This is a genomic window from Neotabrizicola shimadae, assembly GCF_019623905.1.
In the GTDB taxonomy this organism is placed as follows: domain Bacteria; phylum Pseudomonadota; class Alphaproteobacteria; order Rhodobacterales; family Rhodobacteraceae; genus Neotabrizicola; species Neotabrizicola shimadae.
Genome location: NZ_CP069370.1, coordinates 3,623,829 through 3,640,000 on the forward strand (window position 1 = coordinate 3,623,829; position 16,172 = coordinate 3,640,000).

The following is a 16,172-nucleotide window of genomic DNA, read 5'->3' on the forward strand; positions in this document are numbered from 1 at the left end:
TCATGTCGATCCTGCCAGTTGCCGCCACTGTTCTGTTCGTCGGGCACAGCCTGATCGGCCCGCAGCTGCCTGGTCTGGTCGAGGCGGCGCTGCGCGCGGGAGGGCATGTGAACCCGGTCGAGGCGCAGGTCATCAACGGGGCGCCCCTGTCCTGGAACTGGGACCATTCGTCCGAGGCCGAGGGTGTCGATGGCCGCGCGGTTCTGGCGCAGGGCGGTGTCGGTGCGCTGGTGCTGACCGAGGGCCTGCCTCTGGCCTTTCAGGTGGCCTGGAACGACACCGCGGGGCAGATCGCGCAATGGGGACAGGCCGCGCGGGCGGCCTCGCCCGAAGCGCGCATCTATCTGCTGGAGACCTGGCACGACCTGGATTCCGGCACGCCGGTGGACGGCGATCCGAATTCGCGCCTTTCCTGGCGGGAACGGCTGGATGCCGATCTGCCGGCCTGGGAACAGGCCGCGGCGGCGGCCAGCGCGCAACTGGGCGGGGCGCCGGTGCAGCTGATTCCGGCGGGGCAGGCAATGGCGCGCATGGCCGATGCCATCACGCGCGGCGAGGTGCCGGGGCTGTCCTCGCCGCAGGATCTGTTCGAGGACAAGATCCACCCCAATGCCAAGGGGCTTTACTTCGTGGCCATGGTGAACGTGGCGGCGCTGACCGGCGCCTCGCCCGAAGGGTTGCCGGCCAAACTGACGCGGACCTGGGCCTCGCGCGATGCTGTGATCTCGGACGAACTGGCGGCGGCGATGCAGCGCATCGCCTGGGAAGCGGTTTCTGGTTACGAGCCTCCTTCTCCCGAAGCTTTGGCCGTGGTGGAGCAAACCCAGCCGGTTCAGTCTGCCGTGGCCGAGCCGGCCACCGCGCCGCCCCCGCCCCCTGCCGCCAATGCCGCGCTGCCGGATGGACTGACGCCGATCACCAACCCCTCGCTGGCGATGAACCTGGCCGGGGTGAACGACTGGACGGTGGAACAGCCCTTCCTGGACGTGATGAAGACGGCGCGGCCCTGGATCGGCCATCTGCCTGGCCAATGGGGTGGCTGGGGCCATGACGAACTGGCGAAGGGGGGCTATCTGGATGCCGAGGGCTGGCCCAAGGCGATGCCGCCTGAACTTTCCGCCATTGCCACGGTGATGCTGACCGACCTGCCGCCCGACGCGGGCGGCATCGCGGGGCGCTATCTGCTGCGGTACGAAGGCCAGGGCGACCTTTCGGTGGGCGGGCGCGGGCAGGTGGTTCAGGCGATACCGGGCCGGGTGCTGTTCGACTTCACTCCCGGCGAGGGGCCGGTCATCGTGACCATCGACAGGATCGACCCTGCCGACCCGATCCGCCGCATCACCGTGGTGCGCGAGGATCGCGCCGGGCTTCTGGACGCCGGCCAGATCTTCAACCCCGATTTCCTGACCCGGATGCACGGGGTGAAGATGCTGCGCTTCATGGACTGGATGGCCACCAACGGCTCGCCTCTGGTGTCGGCCGACCAGTTGCCCCAGGTGGCGGATTACACCTGGGCGCGGGTGGGCGTGCCGATGGCGGCGATGGTGGCGCTGGCGAACGAGCTCCAGGCCGATGCCTGGTTCAATGTGCCTCACAAGGCCGACGACGGGCTGGCAAGGGCGCTGGCCGAGGCGGCGCGCGATGGGATGGCGCCGGGGCGCCGGGCATGGGTGGAGTATTCCAACGAGGTCTGGAACTGGGGGTTTGAACAGGCGCATTGGGCCGATGAGCAGGGCAAGTCGCGGTGGGGTGATGCCGACAAGGCGGTCTGGATGCAGTTCTATGGCCACCGCGCTGCCGAGATCGCCGACATCTGGGCCGATGTCTTTGGCGCCGAGGCGCCGGACCGGCTGGTGCGGGTGATCACCACGCAGACCGGCTGGAAGGGGCTGGAAGAAGCCCTCCTGACCTCTCCGCCCTCGGTGGCCGAGGGCCGGCCGATGCCGGCCACGCGCTTTGATGCCTATGCCGTGACCGGCTACTTCGGCGGCTCGCTCGGGTCCGACGCCGGCGCGGCGCTGGTGAAGGGCTGGATGGAGCAGACGGGGTCGGGGCCGGGCGATTATGGTGCGGCGCTGCAGCTGGCGTCCCAGGAGCTGCGGGACGGGTCCTTGTCAGGGTCGGAGGATGGCAGCCTGAAGGGGTTGCGCGACCTGTTTGCCTATCAGGCGCAGGTGGCTTCGGCCTATGGGCTGGACCTTGTGATGTACGAGGGCGGAAGCCATGCCGCAGCCGCTCCGGCGCTGAACGACGACATGGCGCTGAACGGCTTCCTTTCGGCGCTGAATTACTCGCCCGAGATGGGGGCGCTTTACGAGGAGCTTCTGGTCGACTGGGCGCGGGTCAGCGCGGCGCCCTTCGCGGCCTACAACGACATTGCCGCCCCGTCGAAATGGGGAGGCTGGGGCGCGCTGCGGCATCTGGCGGACGAGAACCCGCGGTGGCAGGCGCTGGCGAAAGGCTGCGGCGGGTGCTGAGCGTGATCGTCCCGGCCTCGAACGAGGAGGCGCTGATCGGGCGGTGCCTGCGGGCCTTGTTCGGCTCGGACCCCGCGGGCGTACCGGTCGAGGCGGTGGTGGTGGCCAATGGTTGCCGCGACCGGACAGCGGCGGCGGCGGCGGAACTGGCCGGGGAGGCGGCGGCGGCGGGCTGGGGCCTGACCGTGCTGGACCTCGCACAGGGCGGCAAGCCGGGCGCCTTGAACGCGGGGGATGGCGCGGCGCGCGGGGAGTGGCGGGTCTATCTGGATGCAGATGTGGTGGTGAGCCCGGGCCTGATGCGGGCACTGGTGGAGGTGCTGGGGCGTGAGGGGGCGGCCTATGCCTCTGGCACGCCGGTCATTCCGCGGCCCGAGACGGCGGTGACGCGGGCCTATGCGCGGTTCTGGCAGCGGTTGCCCTTTGCGCGGAGCGTGGCGCCGGGGTACGGGCTGTTTGCGGTCAACGCCGTGGGGCGGGCGCGGTGGGGGGCGTTTCCGGCGATCATTTCGGACGATACCTTTGTCCGGATGCAGTTCCTGCCGGGGGAGCGGGTGCAGGTGGGGCCGACCTATGACTGGCCGATGATCGAGGGATTCGCGGCGCTGGTGCGGGTGCGGCGGCGGCAGGATGCCGGGGTGGCCGAGATCGCGCGGCTGTGGCCGGGGCTGATGGACCGGGAGGGCAAGGCGCGGCTGACCTTGCCCGACCTGGCCGGGCTGGCACTGCGGGACCCGGTGGGGTTCGCGGTCTATGGGGCGGTGTCGCTGGCGGTCCGGCTGGGGCGGTCGCGGGGGTGGGAGCGGGGGCGGTGAGCTTGACTGGAACCCCCCATCTGCTAGGCACCGCGGGGGGGCCCGTAGCTCAATGGTCAGAGCTGAGCGCTCATAACGCTTAGGTTGGGGGTTCAAGTCCCTCCGGGCCTACCATCCCGCACCACTGCCGGAGAGGCGTCCGAGCTCGGACGCTTGCTCGACCCGTTCAAAATCAATGGGTTGCGCGTGCGCATTAACCTGGACTTCATGATTTGGGCGTCGCGGCCTGTTCCTCGGCGAAGAGGGACCAGACCGCGAAGAACAGGGCCGCGATCATGGGGCCGAGGACGAAGCCGTTGGCCCCGGCCACCGACAGCCCGCCCAGGGTCGAGATCAGCACGACATAATCGGGCAGGCGCAGGTCGCGCCCCACGAGGGCGGGGCGCAGGAGATTGTCGACCACGCTGATCACCAGCGTCCCGTAGGCAAGCAGGATGAGGCCCTTGGTCACGTCTCCGCCAAGCAGGAGGATGACGCCGAAGGGGAACCAGACGAGCGCGGCACCGACCACCGGCAGGAGCGCCAGGAGCATCATCGCGAAACCCCAGAGCAGGGCGGGGTCGATGCCAAGGAGCCAGAAGATCACGCCGCCCAGGACGCCCTGCACGATGGCGATGATGACATTGCCCTTGATCGTGGCGCGCACGACCGAGGCGAAGCGGTCGATGATGCGGGCGGTGTGATCCGGGCTGAGCGGGCTGCAGCGGCGGATGGCGGCCATGATCGCCGGGCCGTCGCGGAACAGGAAGAACAGCGTGTAGAGCATGACGCCGAGGTTGATGGTCAGTTGCAGCGTGCCCTGTCCGACCTGGAGCGACAGGCGGGTGGCCGTGTTGGCGATTTCGCCGATCACCGTGGCGACCATCTCGCGCAGTTGTCCCGGCCCTTCGATCCCGAAGCGGGTCAGGGTGTCCGTGACGAACAGGGGCAGGGCGTTCCACAGGGACTGGACCGCGGCGGCCGGGTCGAGGGCAACACCGGTGCCAGCGCCAGTACCTGTTCCGGTTGCACCGTGACTGACGGAAAGCTCTGCCAGCAGGGATTGCAGCATGACGGCGGCGGGAATGAGGACGATGAAGATGCAGGTCAGAAGGCTGAGGGCGGCGGCGAGCGTCTTGCGGCCTCCGGTCGCGGAAAGAAGGCGCAGGAACAGCGGGCGGAACAGGATCGAGAAGATCACGGCCCAGAGGACGCCGCCGAAATAGGGCAGGACCAGCCAGACAAGGCCCGCGGAAATCAGCACGACGAGCAGGATGAAGCTGCTGGTCTCGATCAGGGATCTGGTCATGTTGCCTTGCGCCTTTTCGGCCGGTGTGCCGTGCCGGGTGAGCATGACAGGAACCGGGAGGGGCGGGGAGGCCCTTCGCGCGTAACGCCGGCATGACATTTGCAGGACGGGCGCCGCGCCGTCTTGCCGCGCGGGCGGGGGTTCGGTGATAAGGCTGCGTGACCTGCCCCCAGGCTTGCCTGAACCGGGCTTGCCGGAACAGGGGCCGCGCTGATGGAGACCCGGATGCCCCTGCCGTTTCGTGGCCTGATCGTTGCCCTGTCGGTTTCGGCCTTCATGCTGGCGGGCTGTTCGCGCCCGCCGGACATCGTGGGCGTGGAAAATGCGGCAGTGCCAGTCGAATCGGTGCCCGGCAGTTCGCGCGAGAAGCTGTATATCCTGAGCACGCGGCAGGCGTCGGAAGTGGTGGGGGCGCTGTATTCCGCAACCCGCGCGCCGGAGTTGGGGATGGCCTCGGTCGAGGTGAGCATTCCGCCGAACCATGTGACGGGCCAGCTGGAGCGGCCCAAACGGTTGCCGCCCGATCCGCGCAAGGAATTCGCCATCGTCGATCCGGTGATCTACACGACCGAACGCGACTTCATTTCGCAACTGGATGCCGCGCTGGCGAAGCGACCCAAGGGGCAGCGCGAGATTCTGCTGTTTGTCCATGGCTACAACACCACGACGAGCGATGCGGTGTTGCGGCTGGCGCAGTTCGTCAAGGACAGCGGGTTCAAGGGAGTGCCGGTGCTGTTCACCTGGGCCTCGGCGGCGCGGGTGCCGCGCTATGTCTATGACCTGAATTCGGCGCTGGTGGCGCGGTCGCAGCTGAAGGAGTTGTCGTCGATCCTGTCGCGGACCAACGCCGAGAGGGTGAGCATCCTGGCCCATTCGATGGGCACGTTCCTGACCATGGAGGGGCTGGTGGATGCGCAGCTTTCGGGCCGGCTGGGGCGCGGCAAGACAATCGACACGGTGATCCTGGCCTCGCCCGACATTGACGTGGATCTGTTCCGCACGCAGGTGGCCATTCTGCCGCCCGAGTTCCGCAAGAAGATTCACGTCCTGGTTTCGGAAGGCGATTATGCGCTGCGGGTGTCGCGCGTGGTGGCGGGCGGGGTGCCGCGGGTGGGCGCGATTCATGCCGAGGCGCTGGAGGGGCTGGGCATCACCGTGGTGGACCTGACCGAAGTGGCCGATGCGCCGGCGAACAGCCATGACAAGTTCGCGGATTCGCCCGAAGTGGTGGAGCTGATCGCGCTGGGGCTGAATTCTTCGCCCGGTCTGGGCGGTGCGGGAACGCCGGGGCTGGACCAGATTCTGGCGAATGTGCCGATCCGCATCTTCGGCAACTGAGCCGGTGCGGGTGGTTGCCGGGCCGGGGATGTCATGCAAGTATCTTGAACATCGAATGTGAGGAGGGTGCGATGACGGTGACGCTGAAGGATTTGATGGCGGCGGCAAATGCGGTGGTGCCGCGGATTTCTGCGGCCGAGGCGCAAGAGAAGGTGGCGGCGGGCGCGCTGCTTCTGGACATCCGCGACGCGCCGGAGATCGACAAGATGGGCCGGGCCGAGGGGTCGCACCACATTCCGCGCGGGATGCTGGAGTTCCGGGCTGATCCGGAGTCTCCCTATGCCGATCCGCAGTTGCGGCGGGATCGCCCCGTCGTTCTGCATTGCGCGAGCGGGGGGCGCGCGGCACTGGCGGGCAAGCTGTTGCTGGACATGGGATACACCGAGGTCTGGAACCTGGGCGGGTTCAAGGACTGGAAAGAGGGTGGCGGCGCCGTGGTGGAGCCGGTCGATCCGGGGATGTGAGCGGGCCGGGTGCTTGCGCCCGGTTGGCCGATCAGGAAACATCGCTTCTGTCGGTAGCGGAGCGAGAGCCATGACATCCCTGAAGCTGCGCATCCTGTTCGACGGGGCGATGCTGGGGCCCGGCAAGGCCGAGCTTCTGGAGCGGATCGGCGAGACCGGTTCCATTTCCGCCGCGGGGCGGCAGATGGAGATGAGCTACAAGCGCGCCTGGATGCTGGTGGAAGAGATGAACGCGGCCTTTGCCGAGCCGCTGGTGGCCTCGGTCCGTGGCGGGTCGGGCGGCGGCGGGGCGCGGCTGACCGAGGCCGGGGCCGAGGTGTTGCGGCTGTACCGCGAGGTGGTTCAGGTCGCCGAGGGGGCGGCGGCGGGGCCGGTGGCGGCGCTGGAACGGATGCTGCGGGCGAAGGGCTAGGCGCTATATCTGGCGGAAAATAACGCTTGCCAGGGTGGGCGTGGCCGGCTGATATGTCTGGCGGAATATAACGCCTGGAGGCATCCGATGATCCGCCGTCTTGCCCTTGCCGCCGTGATGGGCCTTGGCCTTTCTGCACCCGCCATGGCGGAGGAGGTGGTGGTCTTTGCCGCCGCCTCGCTGAAGACCGCGCTGGACGAGGTGGCGGCAGAGTTCCAGGCCGCGACCGGGAATACGGTGACGATCAGCTACGCCGGGTCGAACGCGCTGGCCAAGCAGATCATCGAGGGTGCCCCGGCGGATATCTTCATCTCGGCCTCGGAGCCCTGGATGGACGAGGTAGAAAAGGCCGGGCTGGTTGTGCCGGGCACGCGCGCCGATCTGCTGGGCAATACGCTGGTGCTGGTGGCGCATGGCGCGGAGGCGGCGAAGGTCGAGATCGGGCCGGGGCTGGACCTGAAGGGGCTCCTGGGCGAGGGCAAGCTGTCGATGGCGATGGTGGATGCGGTGCCGGCGGGGCAGTACGGCAAGGAGGCGCTGGAGACGCTGGGGCTGTGGCCTTCGGTCGAGGGGGCGGTGGCGCAGTCGGAAAATGTGCGCGCGGCGCTGGCGCTGGTGGCGGCGGGCGAGGCGCCCTACGGCATCGTCTATGCCTCGGACGCGGTGGCGGAGGCGGGGGTGAGCGTGGTGGGGGTTTTCCCCGAGGACACGCACCGGCCCATCGTCTATCCGGCGGCGCTGCTGACCGGGGCGGCGGATGCGGCGGACCGGGCGTTTCTTGAGGCGTTGTCGTCCGGGGCGGCGGATGCGAAGTTCACCGCGCAGGGGTTTGCCGTTCTGAACTGAGCCAGCCCGGAAGGGGCGCATGGTCGAGGCACTGACAGCGGAGGAATGGCGTGCGGTGGCATTGTCGCTGCGCGTGTCGTTCTGGGCGACGGTGGTGAGCCTGCCCTTGGGGGTGTTCGTGGCCTTTGCGCTGGCGCGCTGGCGGTTCTGGGGGCGCGGGGTGCTGAACGGGCTGGTGCACCTGCCCTTGATCCTGCCGCCGGTAGTGACGGGCTATCTGCTGTTGGTGACCTTCGGGCGGAAGGGGTTTCTGGGGGAGCCGCTGGACCAGTGGTTCGGCATCGTCTTTGCCTTTCGCTGGACGGGGGCGGCGCTGGCGGCGGGGGTGATGGCCTTTCCGCTGATGGTGCGGGCGATCTGGCTGGCGATCGAGGCGGTGGACCCGAAGCTGGAAGAGGCGGCAGGCACGCTGGGGGCGCCGCGGATCTGGGTGTTTGCCACGGTGACGCTGCCGCTGATCCTGCCGGGGATCCTGACGGGGGCGATCCTGGCCTTTGCCAAGGCGATGGGCGAGTTCGGGGCGACGATCACCTTTGTCTCGAACATTCCCGGCCAGACCCAGACGCTGCCTTCGGCGATCTACACCTGGTTGCAGGTGCCGGGCGGAGAGGCGCAGGCGTTCCGGCTGGTGCTGATCTCGATCGCGGTGGCGATGACGGCGCTGGCGCTGGCGGAATGGGTCAGCCGGGCCGTGGCGCGAAGGATCGCGGGGCGATGACGCTGTCGGTTTCGGTGCGGCACGGATTCCCCGGCTTCACGCTGAACGCGGCTTTCGAGGCGCCGGCGGGGGTGACGGCGCTGTTCGGGCGGTCGGGATCGGGGAAATCCACGCTGGTCAATGCGGTGGCGGGGCTTCTGCGGCCGGACCGGGGGCGGATCGCGGTGGACGGGACCGTTTTGCTGGACACCGACGCGGGCATGGCGGTGCCGGTGCATCGCCGGCGCATGGGCTATGTGTTTCAGGACGGGCGGCTGTTTCCGCATCTGACGGTGCGGCAGAACCTGGGCTATGGGCGCTGGTTCGCGCCGAAGGGGCCGGGCGCGGATGTGGCGCGGATCGTCGATCTTCTGGGGATCGGCGCACTGATGGACCGGAGGCCGGGCGCGCTGTCCGGGGGAGAGAAGCAGCGGGTGGCCATCGGGCGGGCGATCCTGTCGAACCCCCGGCTTCTGTTGATGGACGAGCCCTTGGCCGCGCTGGACGAGGCGCGCAAGGCTGAGATCCTGCCCTATCTGGAGCGGCTGCGGGACGAGCTGCGGCTGCCCATCCTGTATGTGAGCCATTCGGTCGCCGAGGTGGCGCGGCTGGCCACGACCATCGTCCTGCTGGACGGGGGGAGGGTGGTGGCGGCCGGGCCGGCCTCCGAGGTGATGGCCGACCCGGCGACGGCGCCGGTGATGGGGCTGCGCGAGGCGGGGGCGATGATCCCGGCGCGGGTGGTGGCGCAGGAACCGGACGGGCTGACGCGACTGGAGACGGGCGGCGGCGCGCTGTGGTTGCCGCGGGTTCCGGCGCCGGAGGGAACGGTGCTGCGGCTGCGCATCCTGGCTCAGGACGTGATGCTGGCGGTGGAGCGGCCCACGGGCATTTCGGCGCTGAACATCCTTGAGGCACAGGTCGAGGAGATCAGGCGCGGCGAGGGGCCCGGGGCGATGGTCCTGCTGCGCGTGGGCGAGGACCGGCTGCTGGCGCGGATCACGCAGAGGTCGGTGATGGCGCTGGCGCTGGACCCGGGGCGGCCGGTCTTTGCCGTGCTGAAAGCGGTCTCGGTCGCGCAGGAGAGCATCGGCGGCACGGCGGGCTGAGACCCCGGAAAAATCCGGTGGCGGAAGGTTGTGGCAATCTTGCATCAGGCGGGGCGGGTTCCCATCTTGGTCCCGAGGCCGGGGGGACGTGCCTGATGAGGGCGTCCCGACACGGTGCTGGAAAGGGAGATTTGAACCGATGAACCTGGAAAAGTTCACGGAGCGGTCGCGCGGGTTCCTTCAGGCGGCGCAGACCATTGCCATGCGGGAAAGCCACCAGAGGCTTGCGCCCGAACATCTGCTGAAGGCGATCATGGATGACGATCAGGGGCTGGCCGCCAACCTGATCCGGCGTGCCGGGGGCGAACCCGCGCGCGTGACCGAGGCGGTCAACCTGGCGGTGGCCCGCCAGACGAAGGTTTCGGGCGATGCCCAGCCCTTCATGGACCCCGGTCTGGCCAAGGTGCTGGACGAGGCCGAGAAGGTGGCGAAGAAGGCGGGCGACAGTTTCGTTCCCGTCGAGCGGATCCTCATGGCGCTGGCCATGGTGCCTTCGAAGGCAAAGGACGCTCTGGATGCGGGCGCGGTTTCGGCGCAGAAGCTGAACGCCGCGATCAATGACATCCGCAAGGGCCGGACGGCGGACACCGCTTCGGCGGAAGAAGGCTATGACGCGCTGAAGAAGTATGCGCGCGACCTGACCGAGGCCGCCGAGCAGGGCAAGATCGACCCGATCATCGGCCGCGACGACGAAATTCGACGCGCCATGCAGGTGCTTTCGCGCCGGACGAAGAACAACCCGGTGCTGATCGGCGAGCCGGGCGTGGGCAAGACCGCGATCGCGGAGGGCCTGGCGCTGCGCATCGTGAACGGTGACGTGCCGGAGTCGCTCAAGGACAAGAAGCTGATGGCGCTGGACATGGGCGCCCTGATTGCCGGTGCGAAGTACCGCGGCGAGTTCGAGGAGCGTCTGAAGGCGGTTCTGAACGAGGTGACCTCGGCCGAAGGGCAGATCATCCTGTTCATCGACGAGATGCACACGCTGGTCGGTGCCGGCAAGGCGGATGGCGCAATGGACGCGGCCAACCTGATCAAGCCGGCGCTGGCGCGGGGTGAATTGCATTGCGTGGGCGCCACGACGCTGGACGAGTATCGCAAGCACGTAGAGAAGGACGCGGCGCTGGCTCGCAGGTTCCAGCCGGTGTTCGTGAGCGAGCCGACGGTGGAGGACACGATCAGCATCCTGCGCGGCATCAAGGAGAAGTACGAACTGCACCACGGCGTGCGGATTTCGGACTCGGCCCTTGTTGCGGCCGCGACGCTGTCGCACCGCTACATCACCGACCGCTTCCTGCCCGACAAGGCCATCGACCTGGTGGACGAGGCGGCTTCGCGTCTGCGCATGGAAGTGGATTCCAAGCCCGAGGAACTTGACCAGATCGACCGGCAGATCCTGCAGATGCAGATCGAGGCCGAGGCGCTGAAGAAGGAAGACGACGCGGCGTCCAAGGACCGGCTGGAGAAGCTGGAAAAGGATCTGGCCGAGGAGCTGGAGAAGTCGGCCGAGCTGACGGCCCGCTGGCAGGCAGAACGCGACAGCCTGGAGAAGGCGCGCGAGCTGAAGGAACAGCTGGACCGGGCCCGGGCGGAGCTTGAGCAGGCCAAGCGCGAAGGCGACTTCGGCAAGGCGGGCGAGCTGCAGTACGGGCGTATTCCGGCGCTGGAAAAGCAGTTGGCGGAATCGGAGAACCGCGAGGGCGGCGCCCTTGTGTCCGAGACCGTGCGGCCTGAGCAGGTGGCGGAAGTGGTGGAGCGGTGGACGGGCATCCCGACCAGCAAGATGCTGGAAGGCGAGCGCGAGAAGCTGCTGCATATGGAAGAGGAGCTGGGCAAGCGGGTGATCGGCCAGCGGTCGGCGGTGTCGGCGGTGGCCAATGCCGTGCGGCGCGCGCGGGCGGGCCTGAACGACGAGAACCGTCCGCTTGGGTCGTTCCTGTTCCTTGGCCCGACCGGCGTGGGCAAGACGGAGCTCACCAAGGCCGTGGCCGAGTACCTGTTCGACGACGAGAACGCGATGGTGCGGATCGACATGTCGGAGTTCATGGAAAAGCACGCGGTGTCGCGGCTGATCGGGGCGCCTCCCGGTTATGTGGGGTACGATGAAGGCGGTGTGCTGACCGAAGCCGTGCGGCGGCGGCCCTATCAGGTTGTGCTGTTCGACGAGGTCGAGAAGGCGCATCCGGAAGTGTTCAACGTGCTGTTGCAGGTGCTGGACGACGGCCGCCTGACCGATGGCCAGGGCCGGACCGTGGACTTCAAGCAGACGCTGATCGTGCTGACGTCGAACCTGGGGTCCTATGCGCTGAGCCAGCTGCCGGAAGGCGCGGATGCGTCCGAGGCGAAGCGCGAGGTGATGGAAGCGGTGCGCGGGCACTTCCGGCCCGAGTTCCTGAACCGGCTGGACGAGACGGTGATCTTCGACCGCCTGGCCCGGGCCGACATGGACGGCATCGTGACGATCCAGATGAAGCGGCTGGAAAAGCGGCTGGCGCAGCGCAAGATCACGCTGGAACTGGACCGCGACGCGAAGGCCTGGCTGGCGGACGAGGGCTACGACCCGGTCTATGGCGCACGGCCGCTGAAGCGGGTGATCCAGCGCGCGCTGCAGGATCCGCTTGCCGAGATGCTGCTGGCGGGCGACGTGATGGACGGGTCCACCATCCATGTCACGGTTGGCCCCGAGGGGCTGATCATCGGCGACCGCGTCGCGTCATCGCGGCGCGACCGGCCGGCGGCGGCGGTGGTGCACTGAGCATCGCGACAGGACGGGAAACGGGGGGCTTCGGCCCCCCGTTTTCGTTTCAGGCCGGGGCGGAATTACATCGCGTTGCATCTATATAGCGAATCGGCTATAAATATGGAAACCTGCGAGGACCCCATGCCGCTTGACCAGATCTTCATGGCCCTTGGTGACCCTACGCGCCTGGCCATCGTGACCCGTCTTCTGGAGGGCGAGGCGACGGTGGCACAGCTTTGCGCCCCGTTTGGCCTTCGCCAGCCCACGATCTCGCGCCACCTGCGCGTGCTGGAGGATGCGGGGCTGATCGTCTCGGGGCGCGAGGCGACGCGGCGGCCGCGCCGGCTGCGCCCGGAGGCGATTGCCGCGATAAGCGACTGGGTCGAGCCGTTCCGCAAGACCTGGGACGGACGGTTCGACCTGCTGGAGGCGCTTGCAGATACCGATCCCGAGTCCCGAAAGGCAGGACCATGACGACAACGACCGGTTTCACCCTTGACCACACCACCCATACCATCCGGCTGGAGCGCCGCGTCCGTGCGACACCTGATTGGCTCTTCCGGTCCTGGACCGATCCGGCGCGGCTGACTCTGTGGTGGGATCCCGCCGGCAGGCCGTTGGCGCGCTGCGATGTCGATTTGCGGGTCGGCGGCGGGCTGCACTTCGCCACCGCGGATCAGGCGGACCATCCGTTTACCGGCACCTATACGCGGATCGAGCCGCCTCACCGGCTGGAGTTCGAGGCGATGGGCGCGGCCGGTACGGTGACTTTTCAGCCTGAGGGCGAGATGACCGACATGCGGGTGGAGATCCGCTGCCGGTCGGCGGCGCATCTGGAGGATTTCCTGCGCTTTGGCGTGGCCGCGGGAACGGCCCGAACGGTCGACAACCTTGTTGGCCTGGCCGAAGCGGCGCGTGCCGCCTGAAAAGGCAGAAGGCAGGGGTTTCGGTGCGGGCGCCTGCCAGCGTTTCTGCCTTGGCCCCCTTTCGGTACGACGGAGGGTCCGACTAGGATGATGCGACATCACCTGGAAGGAATCGCCCGCATGTCTGCCCGTTCGCGTGTTGCCCTGCTGATGCTGTCGCTTGCACTGGCCTTGCCGGTTGCGGCGCGGGCGCAGGACGCGGTGCCGGCCTGTGCCAAGGCGGCGCTGCAGCAGCTGATCATCTTCGACAAGCTGCAGCAGGTGCAGCCGATCCGCGACAAGAAGGGTCGGACCGTGGGGACGGAAGTGCTGTTCCGCGGCAAGCTCTTGGGCAAGAAGGGCGACTACCGCTGCGTTCAGGTGGCGGCGACCGGCAAGGTGACAGTGGAGCCGTACCGGGCTGATGCCGGGCTGCCATCGGGCACGGTCAAGGCGGCCCAGTCCGCCTGCGTGAAGGCGGCCCAGGCGAAGAACCTGTCGGTGGGCAATATCGTCAGCACAACGGCGGCTGCTGGTGGCAAGCGCGCGCTGGTGGAGATGTCGGTCTTTGACAAGGCTGGCGCCAAGAGCGCCAGCTGCACTTATGACATCGCCTCGGGCAAGACCGCGCTGGATGTGAAGAAGCCAGCCACCCGCTGAGATCGTCAGGCGAAGAGGAAGTCGCGCGCCGTGAGGTCGTGGGCGTCAACGCTCCAGAGGCTGATGACATCGCCGCCGCCGAGGCGGATTTCGGTCAGGCCGAAACGGTCGACGATCCGGCCCGCGAGGTCGGCGAAATCGTCGAAGCCGGTTCCCGACAGGTCGATGCGGTCGGTGCCGGCCTTGAAATCGGTGACGATGTCGCGGCCGTCGCCGGTGGTGAAGACAAAGACATCGCGCCCGCCGCCGCCTTCCAGGATGTCATGGCCCGTGCCGCCGCCCAAGCGGTCGACGCCGTGGCCGCCGTAAAGGACATCCAGTCCGTCGCCACCCAGAAGCGTGTCATTGGCGCGGCCACCCGACAGCCGGTCGTTGCCCGCGCCGCCAAGGGCGAGGTCGTTGCCGGAGCCAGCGACGATGATGTCATTGCCGCCGTTGCCGTCGATCAGGTCGTTGCCGTCGTTGGTGCGCAGGATGTTGGCCGCGTCGTCGGCGATCACCAGTTCATCGCCGTTGGGGCCGCCAAAGCCGGGGATATCGACCGGCAGGAGAACGCCATTGATGACATGCACCACGCCGTTGGCAGCCTGGATGTCGGTGGTGACGAAGCCGGCGCTCTTGAAATCGGGGTCGGCGTCGATGAGGCGTCCGTTCTGCTGGCCGATGGTCGTGCCGAACAGGGTGTCGATGCTGGCGCTTGACAGTACTTGCGATGCCTGAAGGGATTCAGGCGCGACGTGATAGGTGAGGATGGATTGCAGGAGCGGCACCGGATCGCCGCCACCGGACAGGAGCGTCAGCGCATCGGCGATATAGGTGAAGGCGCCGGATTCGCCGTGCTGGTCGTAGCCCAGGGCCTCGGCCAGCCGGATGAAGGCGGCGTCGGTCGGGGCAAAGACGGTGAGGTCGGCGCTGGGGTCGTTCAGGGCGCCGGCGAGGCCGGCGGTGGTGACGGCCTGAAGCAGGATGTCGAAATCGCCACGGTTGGCATCGGGCGTGCCGCCGCTGGCCGCGACGATTTCCGTGATGGTGGGCGCGTCATTTCCGGCCAGATCGACGGGCAGCAGCACGCGGTCGATGGCGTGGATCACCCCATTGCTGGCGATCACGTCGGTCTGCACGAGCGAGGGGTCGATCAGGTCGGGTTCTGCATCCACCAGGGTGGGCAGGTCGGTGGTGATGGTGGCCCCGGTCAGAGTGGTGACCGAGCCCTGCGCGGCAATGTCGGCCGCAAGCTGGGTGCCGGCGCTGACATGATAGAGGAGCACCGTCCGCAGCGTCGCCGCATCCAGTGCGCTGGTGAGGAAGTTCGTGACGGCCGTGGCATTGGCCGGGTTTCCGGCAAAGCCGAGGTCCTTCGCCAGTTGGCCAAAGGCGGCATCGGTCGGGGCAAAGACGGTCAAATCCGAACTCGGGGCCGACAGGGTGGGAAGCAGGTTCGATCCGGGGATGGCCGAATCCACGAAGGTCAGCACATTCACGAGGATGTCGAAACGGTCGTCGGCAGCGGCAATCGCGGCGATCGAGGGCACGGCAGGCTCCATATGATGTGGGGGGGTGGTCCGGGCGCGCCCTGCGCAGGGCTTGCGTCAGCCGGAAAGCGAGCCGGGCGCCCGATGGGACGCCCGGTCGGTTGGTCTTACATCGGCGGCAGGATGACCGAGTCGATGACGTGGATCACGCCATTGGTGGCCGCGATGTCGGGGCCCGAGATGACGGCGCCGTTGACCTTGGGCCCGCCTTCCAGGGTGATGGTCACTTCACCACCCTGAACGGTCTTGGCCATCATGCCTTCGGTCAGGTCGGTGGACATCACCTTGCCCGGTACGACGTGGTAGGTGAGGATCGCCACCAGCTTGTCCTTGTTTTCCGGCTTCAGCAGGTCTTCCACCGTGCCCACGGGCAGAGCGGCAAAGGCCGCATCTGTGGGGGCGAACACGGTGAACGGGCCTTCGCCCTTCAGCGTTTCGACGAGGCCCGCTGCCTGAACGGCGGCGACCAGCGTGGTGAAGCTGCCCGCGGCAACCGCGGTGTCCACGATGTCCACTTCGGCGGCATGGGCCGGGACGGTAAGGAAGGTGGTGGCAGCGGCAAGCGCGAGGAAGGTTCTGCGGATCATCGGTCACTCCCGTATGTTGAGCCGTTTTGGCCCAATGGCTACGGCGGTGGGGTGTGGGGCGGATCAGGTTCAAATTTGGACGAAGCGACGTTGACCTGCGGCGATTTCGCGCCAAGCTGCGACCTTGCGCCGCGTCCAGTCACATTGGAGTGATCGGACGTCAGAAATCGTGACCGGCGCGCTGATGATTTTGCGGGGTCCGGGTGAAACTCCGCGCCAGCGGCAGGCGTATAAGGAGAAGCACAAGGATTGCATGTCGCAGGAGAAAAGCGATGACAGCACGCAATGGACGGCTCGGCTGGTCG

The 16,172-nt window shown here is 67.9% G+C and carries 16 protein-coding genes and 1 tRNA gene (1 of these 17 only partly in view); 14 read left to right on the top strand and 3 right to left on the bottom strand.

The genetic code is table 11. The features are described 5' to 3' along the window. The first annotated feature begins 2 nt into the window (after positions 1–2). From JO391_RS17575 to JO391_RS17585, 3 genes are all read left to right on the top strand, one after another. Positions 3–2,477 (top strand): hypothetical protein, encoded by a 2,475-nt coding sequence (locus JO391_RS17575; RefSeq protein WP_220661731.1) that lies wholly within the window; start codon positions 3–5, stop codon positions 2,475–2,477. Beyond that, positions 2,441–3,292 carry a glycosyltransferase family 2 protein gene (locus JO391_RS17580; RefSeq protein WP_259444743.1) on the top strand — a complete coding sequence of 284 codons (852 nt, stop codon included), beginning with the start codon at positions 2,441–2,443 and terminating at the stop codon, positions 3,290–3,292. The genes JO391_RS17575 and JO391_RS17580 overlap by 37 nt, the downstream gene beginning before the upstream one ends. 38 nt (positions 3,293–3,330) lie before the next feature. Then, positions 3,331–3,406 (top strand) — tRNA-Ile (locus JO391_RS17585). Positions 3,407–3,497: 91 nt separating this feature from the next. On the opposite strand, the gene JO391_RS17590 is transcribed toward JO391_RS17585, so the two are convergent. Further along, positions 3,498–4,580 carry an AI-2E family transporter gene (locus tag JO391_RS17590; protein WP_220661733.1) on the bottom strand — a complete coding sequence of 361 codons (1,083 nt, stop codon included), beginning with the start codon at positions 4,578–4,580 and terminating at the stop codon, positions 3,498–3,500. 225 nt (positions 4,581–4,805) lie between these two features. On the opposite strand from JO391_RS17590, the gene JO391_RS17595 reads away from it, so the two are divergent. The 10 genes from JO391_RS17595 (at position 4,806) to JO391_RS17640 (ending at position 13,748) form a co-directional block, all read left to right on the top strand. Further along, positions 4,806–5,918, top strand: coding sequence for an alpha/beta hydrolase (locus tag JO391_RS17595; RefSeq protein WP_220661734.1), 1,113 nt, complete (start codon positions 4,806–4,808; stop codon positions 5,916–5,918). Positions 5,919–5,989: 71 nt separating this feature from the next. Then, the gene (locus JO391_RS17600; RefSeq protein ID WP_220661735.1) at positions 5,990–6,382 is read left to right on the top strand and encodes a rhodanese-like domain-containing protein; all 393 of its coding nucleotides are present in this window, start codon (positions 5,990–5,992) and stop codon (positions 6,380–6,382) included. Positions 6,383–6,452: 70 nt separating this feature from the next. Continuing rightward, on the top strand, positions 6,453–6,794 hold the full coding sequence (locus JO391_RS17605; protein WP_259444744.1) for a winged helix-turn-helix domain-containing protein: 342 nt from the start codon (positions 6,453–6,455) through the stop codon (positions 6,792–6,794). 87 nt (positions 6,795–6,881) lie between these two features. Beyond that, positions 6,882–7,640, top strand: a complete 759-nt coding sequence (gene modA, locus JO391_RS17610) for a molybdate ABC transporter substrate-binding protein (RefSeq protein ID WP_220661736.1) — start codon at positions 6,882–6,884, stop codon at positions 7,638–7,640. A 19-nt stretch (positions 7,641–7,659) separates the two neighbouring features. After that, the gene (gene modB, locus JO391_RS17615) at positions 7,660–8,358 is read left to right on the top strand and encodes a molybdate ABC transporter permease subunit (protein WP_220661737.1); all 699 of its coding nucleotides are present in this window, start codon (positions 7,660–7,662) and stop codon (positions 8,356–8,358) included. Next, positions 8,355–9,446 (top strand): molybdenum ABC transporter ATP-binding protein, encoded by a 1,092-nt coding sequence (gene modC, locus JO391_RS17620; protein ID WP_220661738.1) that lies wholly within the window; start codon positions 8,355–8,357, stop codon positions 9,444–9,446. Before modB ends, modC begins: the two co-directional genes overlap by 4 nt. Before the next feature lie 139 nt (positions 9,447–9,585). Next, positions 9,586–12,198: an ATP-dependent chaperone ClpB gene (clpB, locus tag JO391_RS17625; protein WP_220661739.1), complete on the top strand. Its 2,613-nt coding sequence runs from the start codon at positions 9,586–9,588 to the stop codon at positions 12,196–12,198. A gap of 126 nt (positions 12,199–12,324) precedes the next feature. Then, on the top strand, positions 12,325–12,657 hold the full coding sequence (locus JO391_RS17630) for an ArsR/SmtB family transcription factor (RefSeq protein ID WP_220661740.1): 333 nt from the start codon (positions 12,325–12,327) through the stop codon (positions 12,655–12,657). After that, positions 12,654–13,109, top strand: a complete 456-nt coding sequence (locus tag JO391_RS17635; RefSeq protein ID WP_220661741.1) for an SRPBCC family protein — start codon at positions 12,654–12,656, stop codon at positions 13,107–13,109. Before JO391_RS17630 ends, JO391_RS17635 begins: the two co-directional genes overlap by 4 nt. A 120-nt stretch (positions 13,110–13,229) precedes the next feature. Then, entirely contained in the window at positions 13,230–13,748 is a 519-nt protein-coding gene (locus JO391_RS17640) for a hypothetical protein (RefSeq protein WP_220661742.1), read from the top strand. A 5-nt stretch (positions 13,749–13,753) separates the two neighbouring features. Here the strand turns inward: JO391_RS17640 and JO391_RS21760 are convergent, their stop codons facing one another. Then, on the bottom strand, positions 13,754–15,280 hold the full coding sequence (locus tag JO391_RS21760; RefSeq protein WP_220661743.1) for a fasciclin domain-containing protein: 1,527 nt from the start codon (positions 15,278–15,280) through the stop codon (positions 13,754–13,756). A gap of 107 nt (positions 15,281–15,387) precedes the next feature. After that, positions 15,388–15,867, bottom strand: coding sequence for a fasciclin domain-containing protein (locus JO391_RS17650; protein ID WP_220661744.1), 480 nt, complete (start codon positions 15,865–15,867; stop codon positions 15,388–15,390). Positions 15,868–16,139: 272 nt separating this feature from the next. On the opposite strand from JO391_RS17650, the gene msrP reads away from it, so the two are divergent. Then, a protein-coding gene (gene msrP / locus JO391_RS17655) for a protein-methionine-sulfoxide reductase catalytic subunit MsrP (protein WP_220661745.1) crosses the window boundary here: on the top strand, positions 16,140–16,172 show its start. 900 nt of this gene lie beyond the right edge of the window; only the first 33 of its 933 coding nucleotides appear in the window; it begins with the start codon at positions 16,140–16,142; its stop codon lies off the right edge, out of view.

Coding starts and splice junctions, on each gene's coding strand:
- JO391_RS17575 (WP_220661731.1), top strand. CDS start 3: ATGTCGATCCTGCCAGTTGCCGCCACTGTTCTGTTCGTCGGGCACAGC.
- JO391_RS17590 (WP_220661733.1), bottom strand. CDS start 4,580: ATGACCAGATCCCTGATCGAGACCAGCAGCTTCATCCTGCTCGTCGTG.
- JO391_RS17595 (WP_220661734.1), top strand. CDS start 4,806: ATGCCCCTGCCGTTTCGTGGCCTGATCGTTGCCCTGTCGGTTTCGGCC.
- JO391_RS17600 (WP_220661735.1), top strand. CDS start 5,990: ATGACGGTGACGCTGAAGGATTTGATGGCGGCGGCAAATGCGGTGGTG.
- JO391_RS17605 (WP_259444744.1), top strand. CDS start 6,453: ATGACATCCCTGAAGCTGCGCATCCTGTTCGACGGGGCGATGCTGGGG.
- modA (WP_220661736.1), top strand. CDS start 6,882: ATGATCCGCCGTCTTGCCCTTGCCGCCGTGATGGGCCTTGGCCTTTCT.
- modB (WP_220661737.1), top strand. CDS start 7,660: ATGGTCGAGGCACTGACAGCGGAGGAATGGCGTGCGGTGGCATTGTCG.
- modC (WP_220661738.1), top strand. CDS start 8,355: ATGACGCTGTCGGTTTCGGTGCGGCACGGATTCCCCGGCTTCACGCTG.
- clpB (WP_220661739.1), top strand. CDS start 9,586: ATGAACCTGGAAAAGTTCACGGAGCGGTCGCGCGGGTTCCTTCAGGCG.
- JO391_RS17630 (WP_220661740.1), top strand. CDS start 12,325: ATGCCGCTTGACCAGATCTTCATGGCCCTTGGTGACCCTACGCGCCTG.
- JO391_RS17635 (WP_220661741.1), top strand. CDS start 12,654: ATGACGACAACGACCGGTTTCACCCTTGACCACACCACCCATACCATC.
- JO391_RS17640 (WP_220661742.1), top strand. CDS start 13,230: ATGTCTGCCCGTTCGCGTGTTGCCCTGCTGATGCTGTCGCTTGCACTG.
- JO391_RS17650 (WP_220661744.1), bottom strand. CDS start 15,867: ATGATCCGCAGAACCTTCCTCGCGCTTGCCGCTGCCACCACCTTCCTT.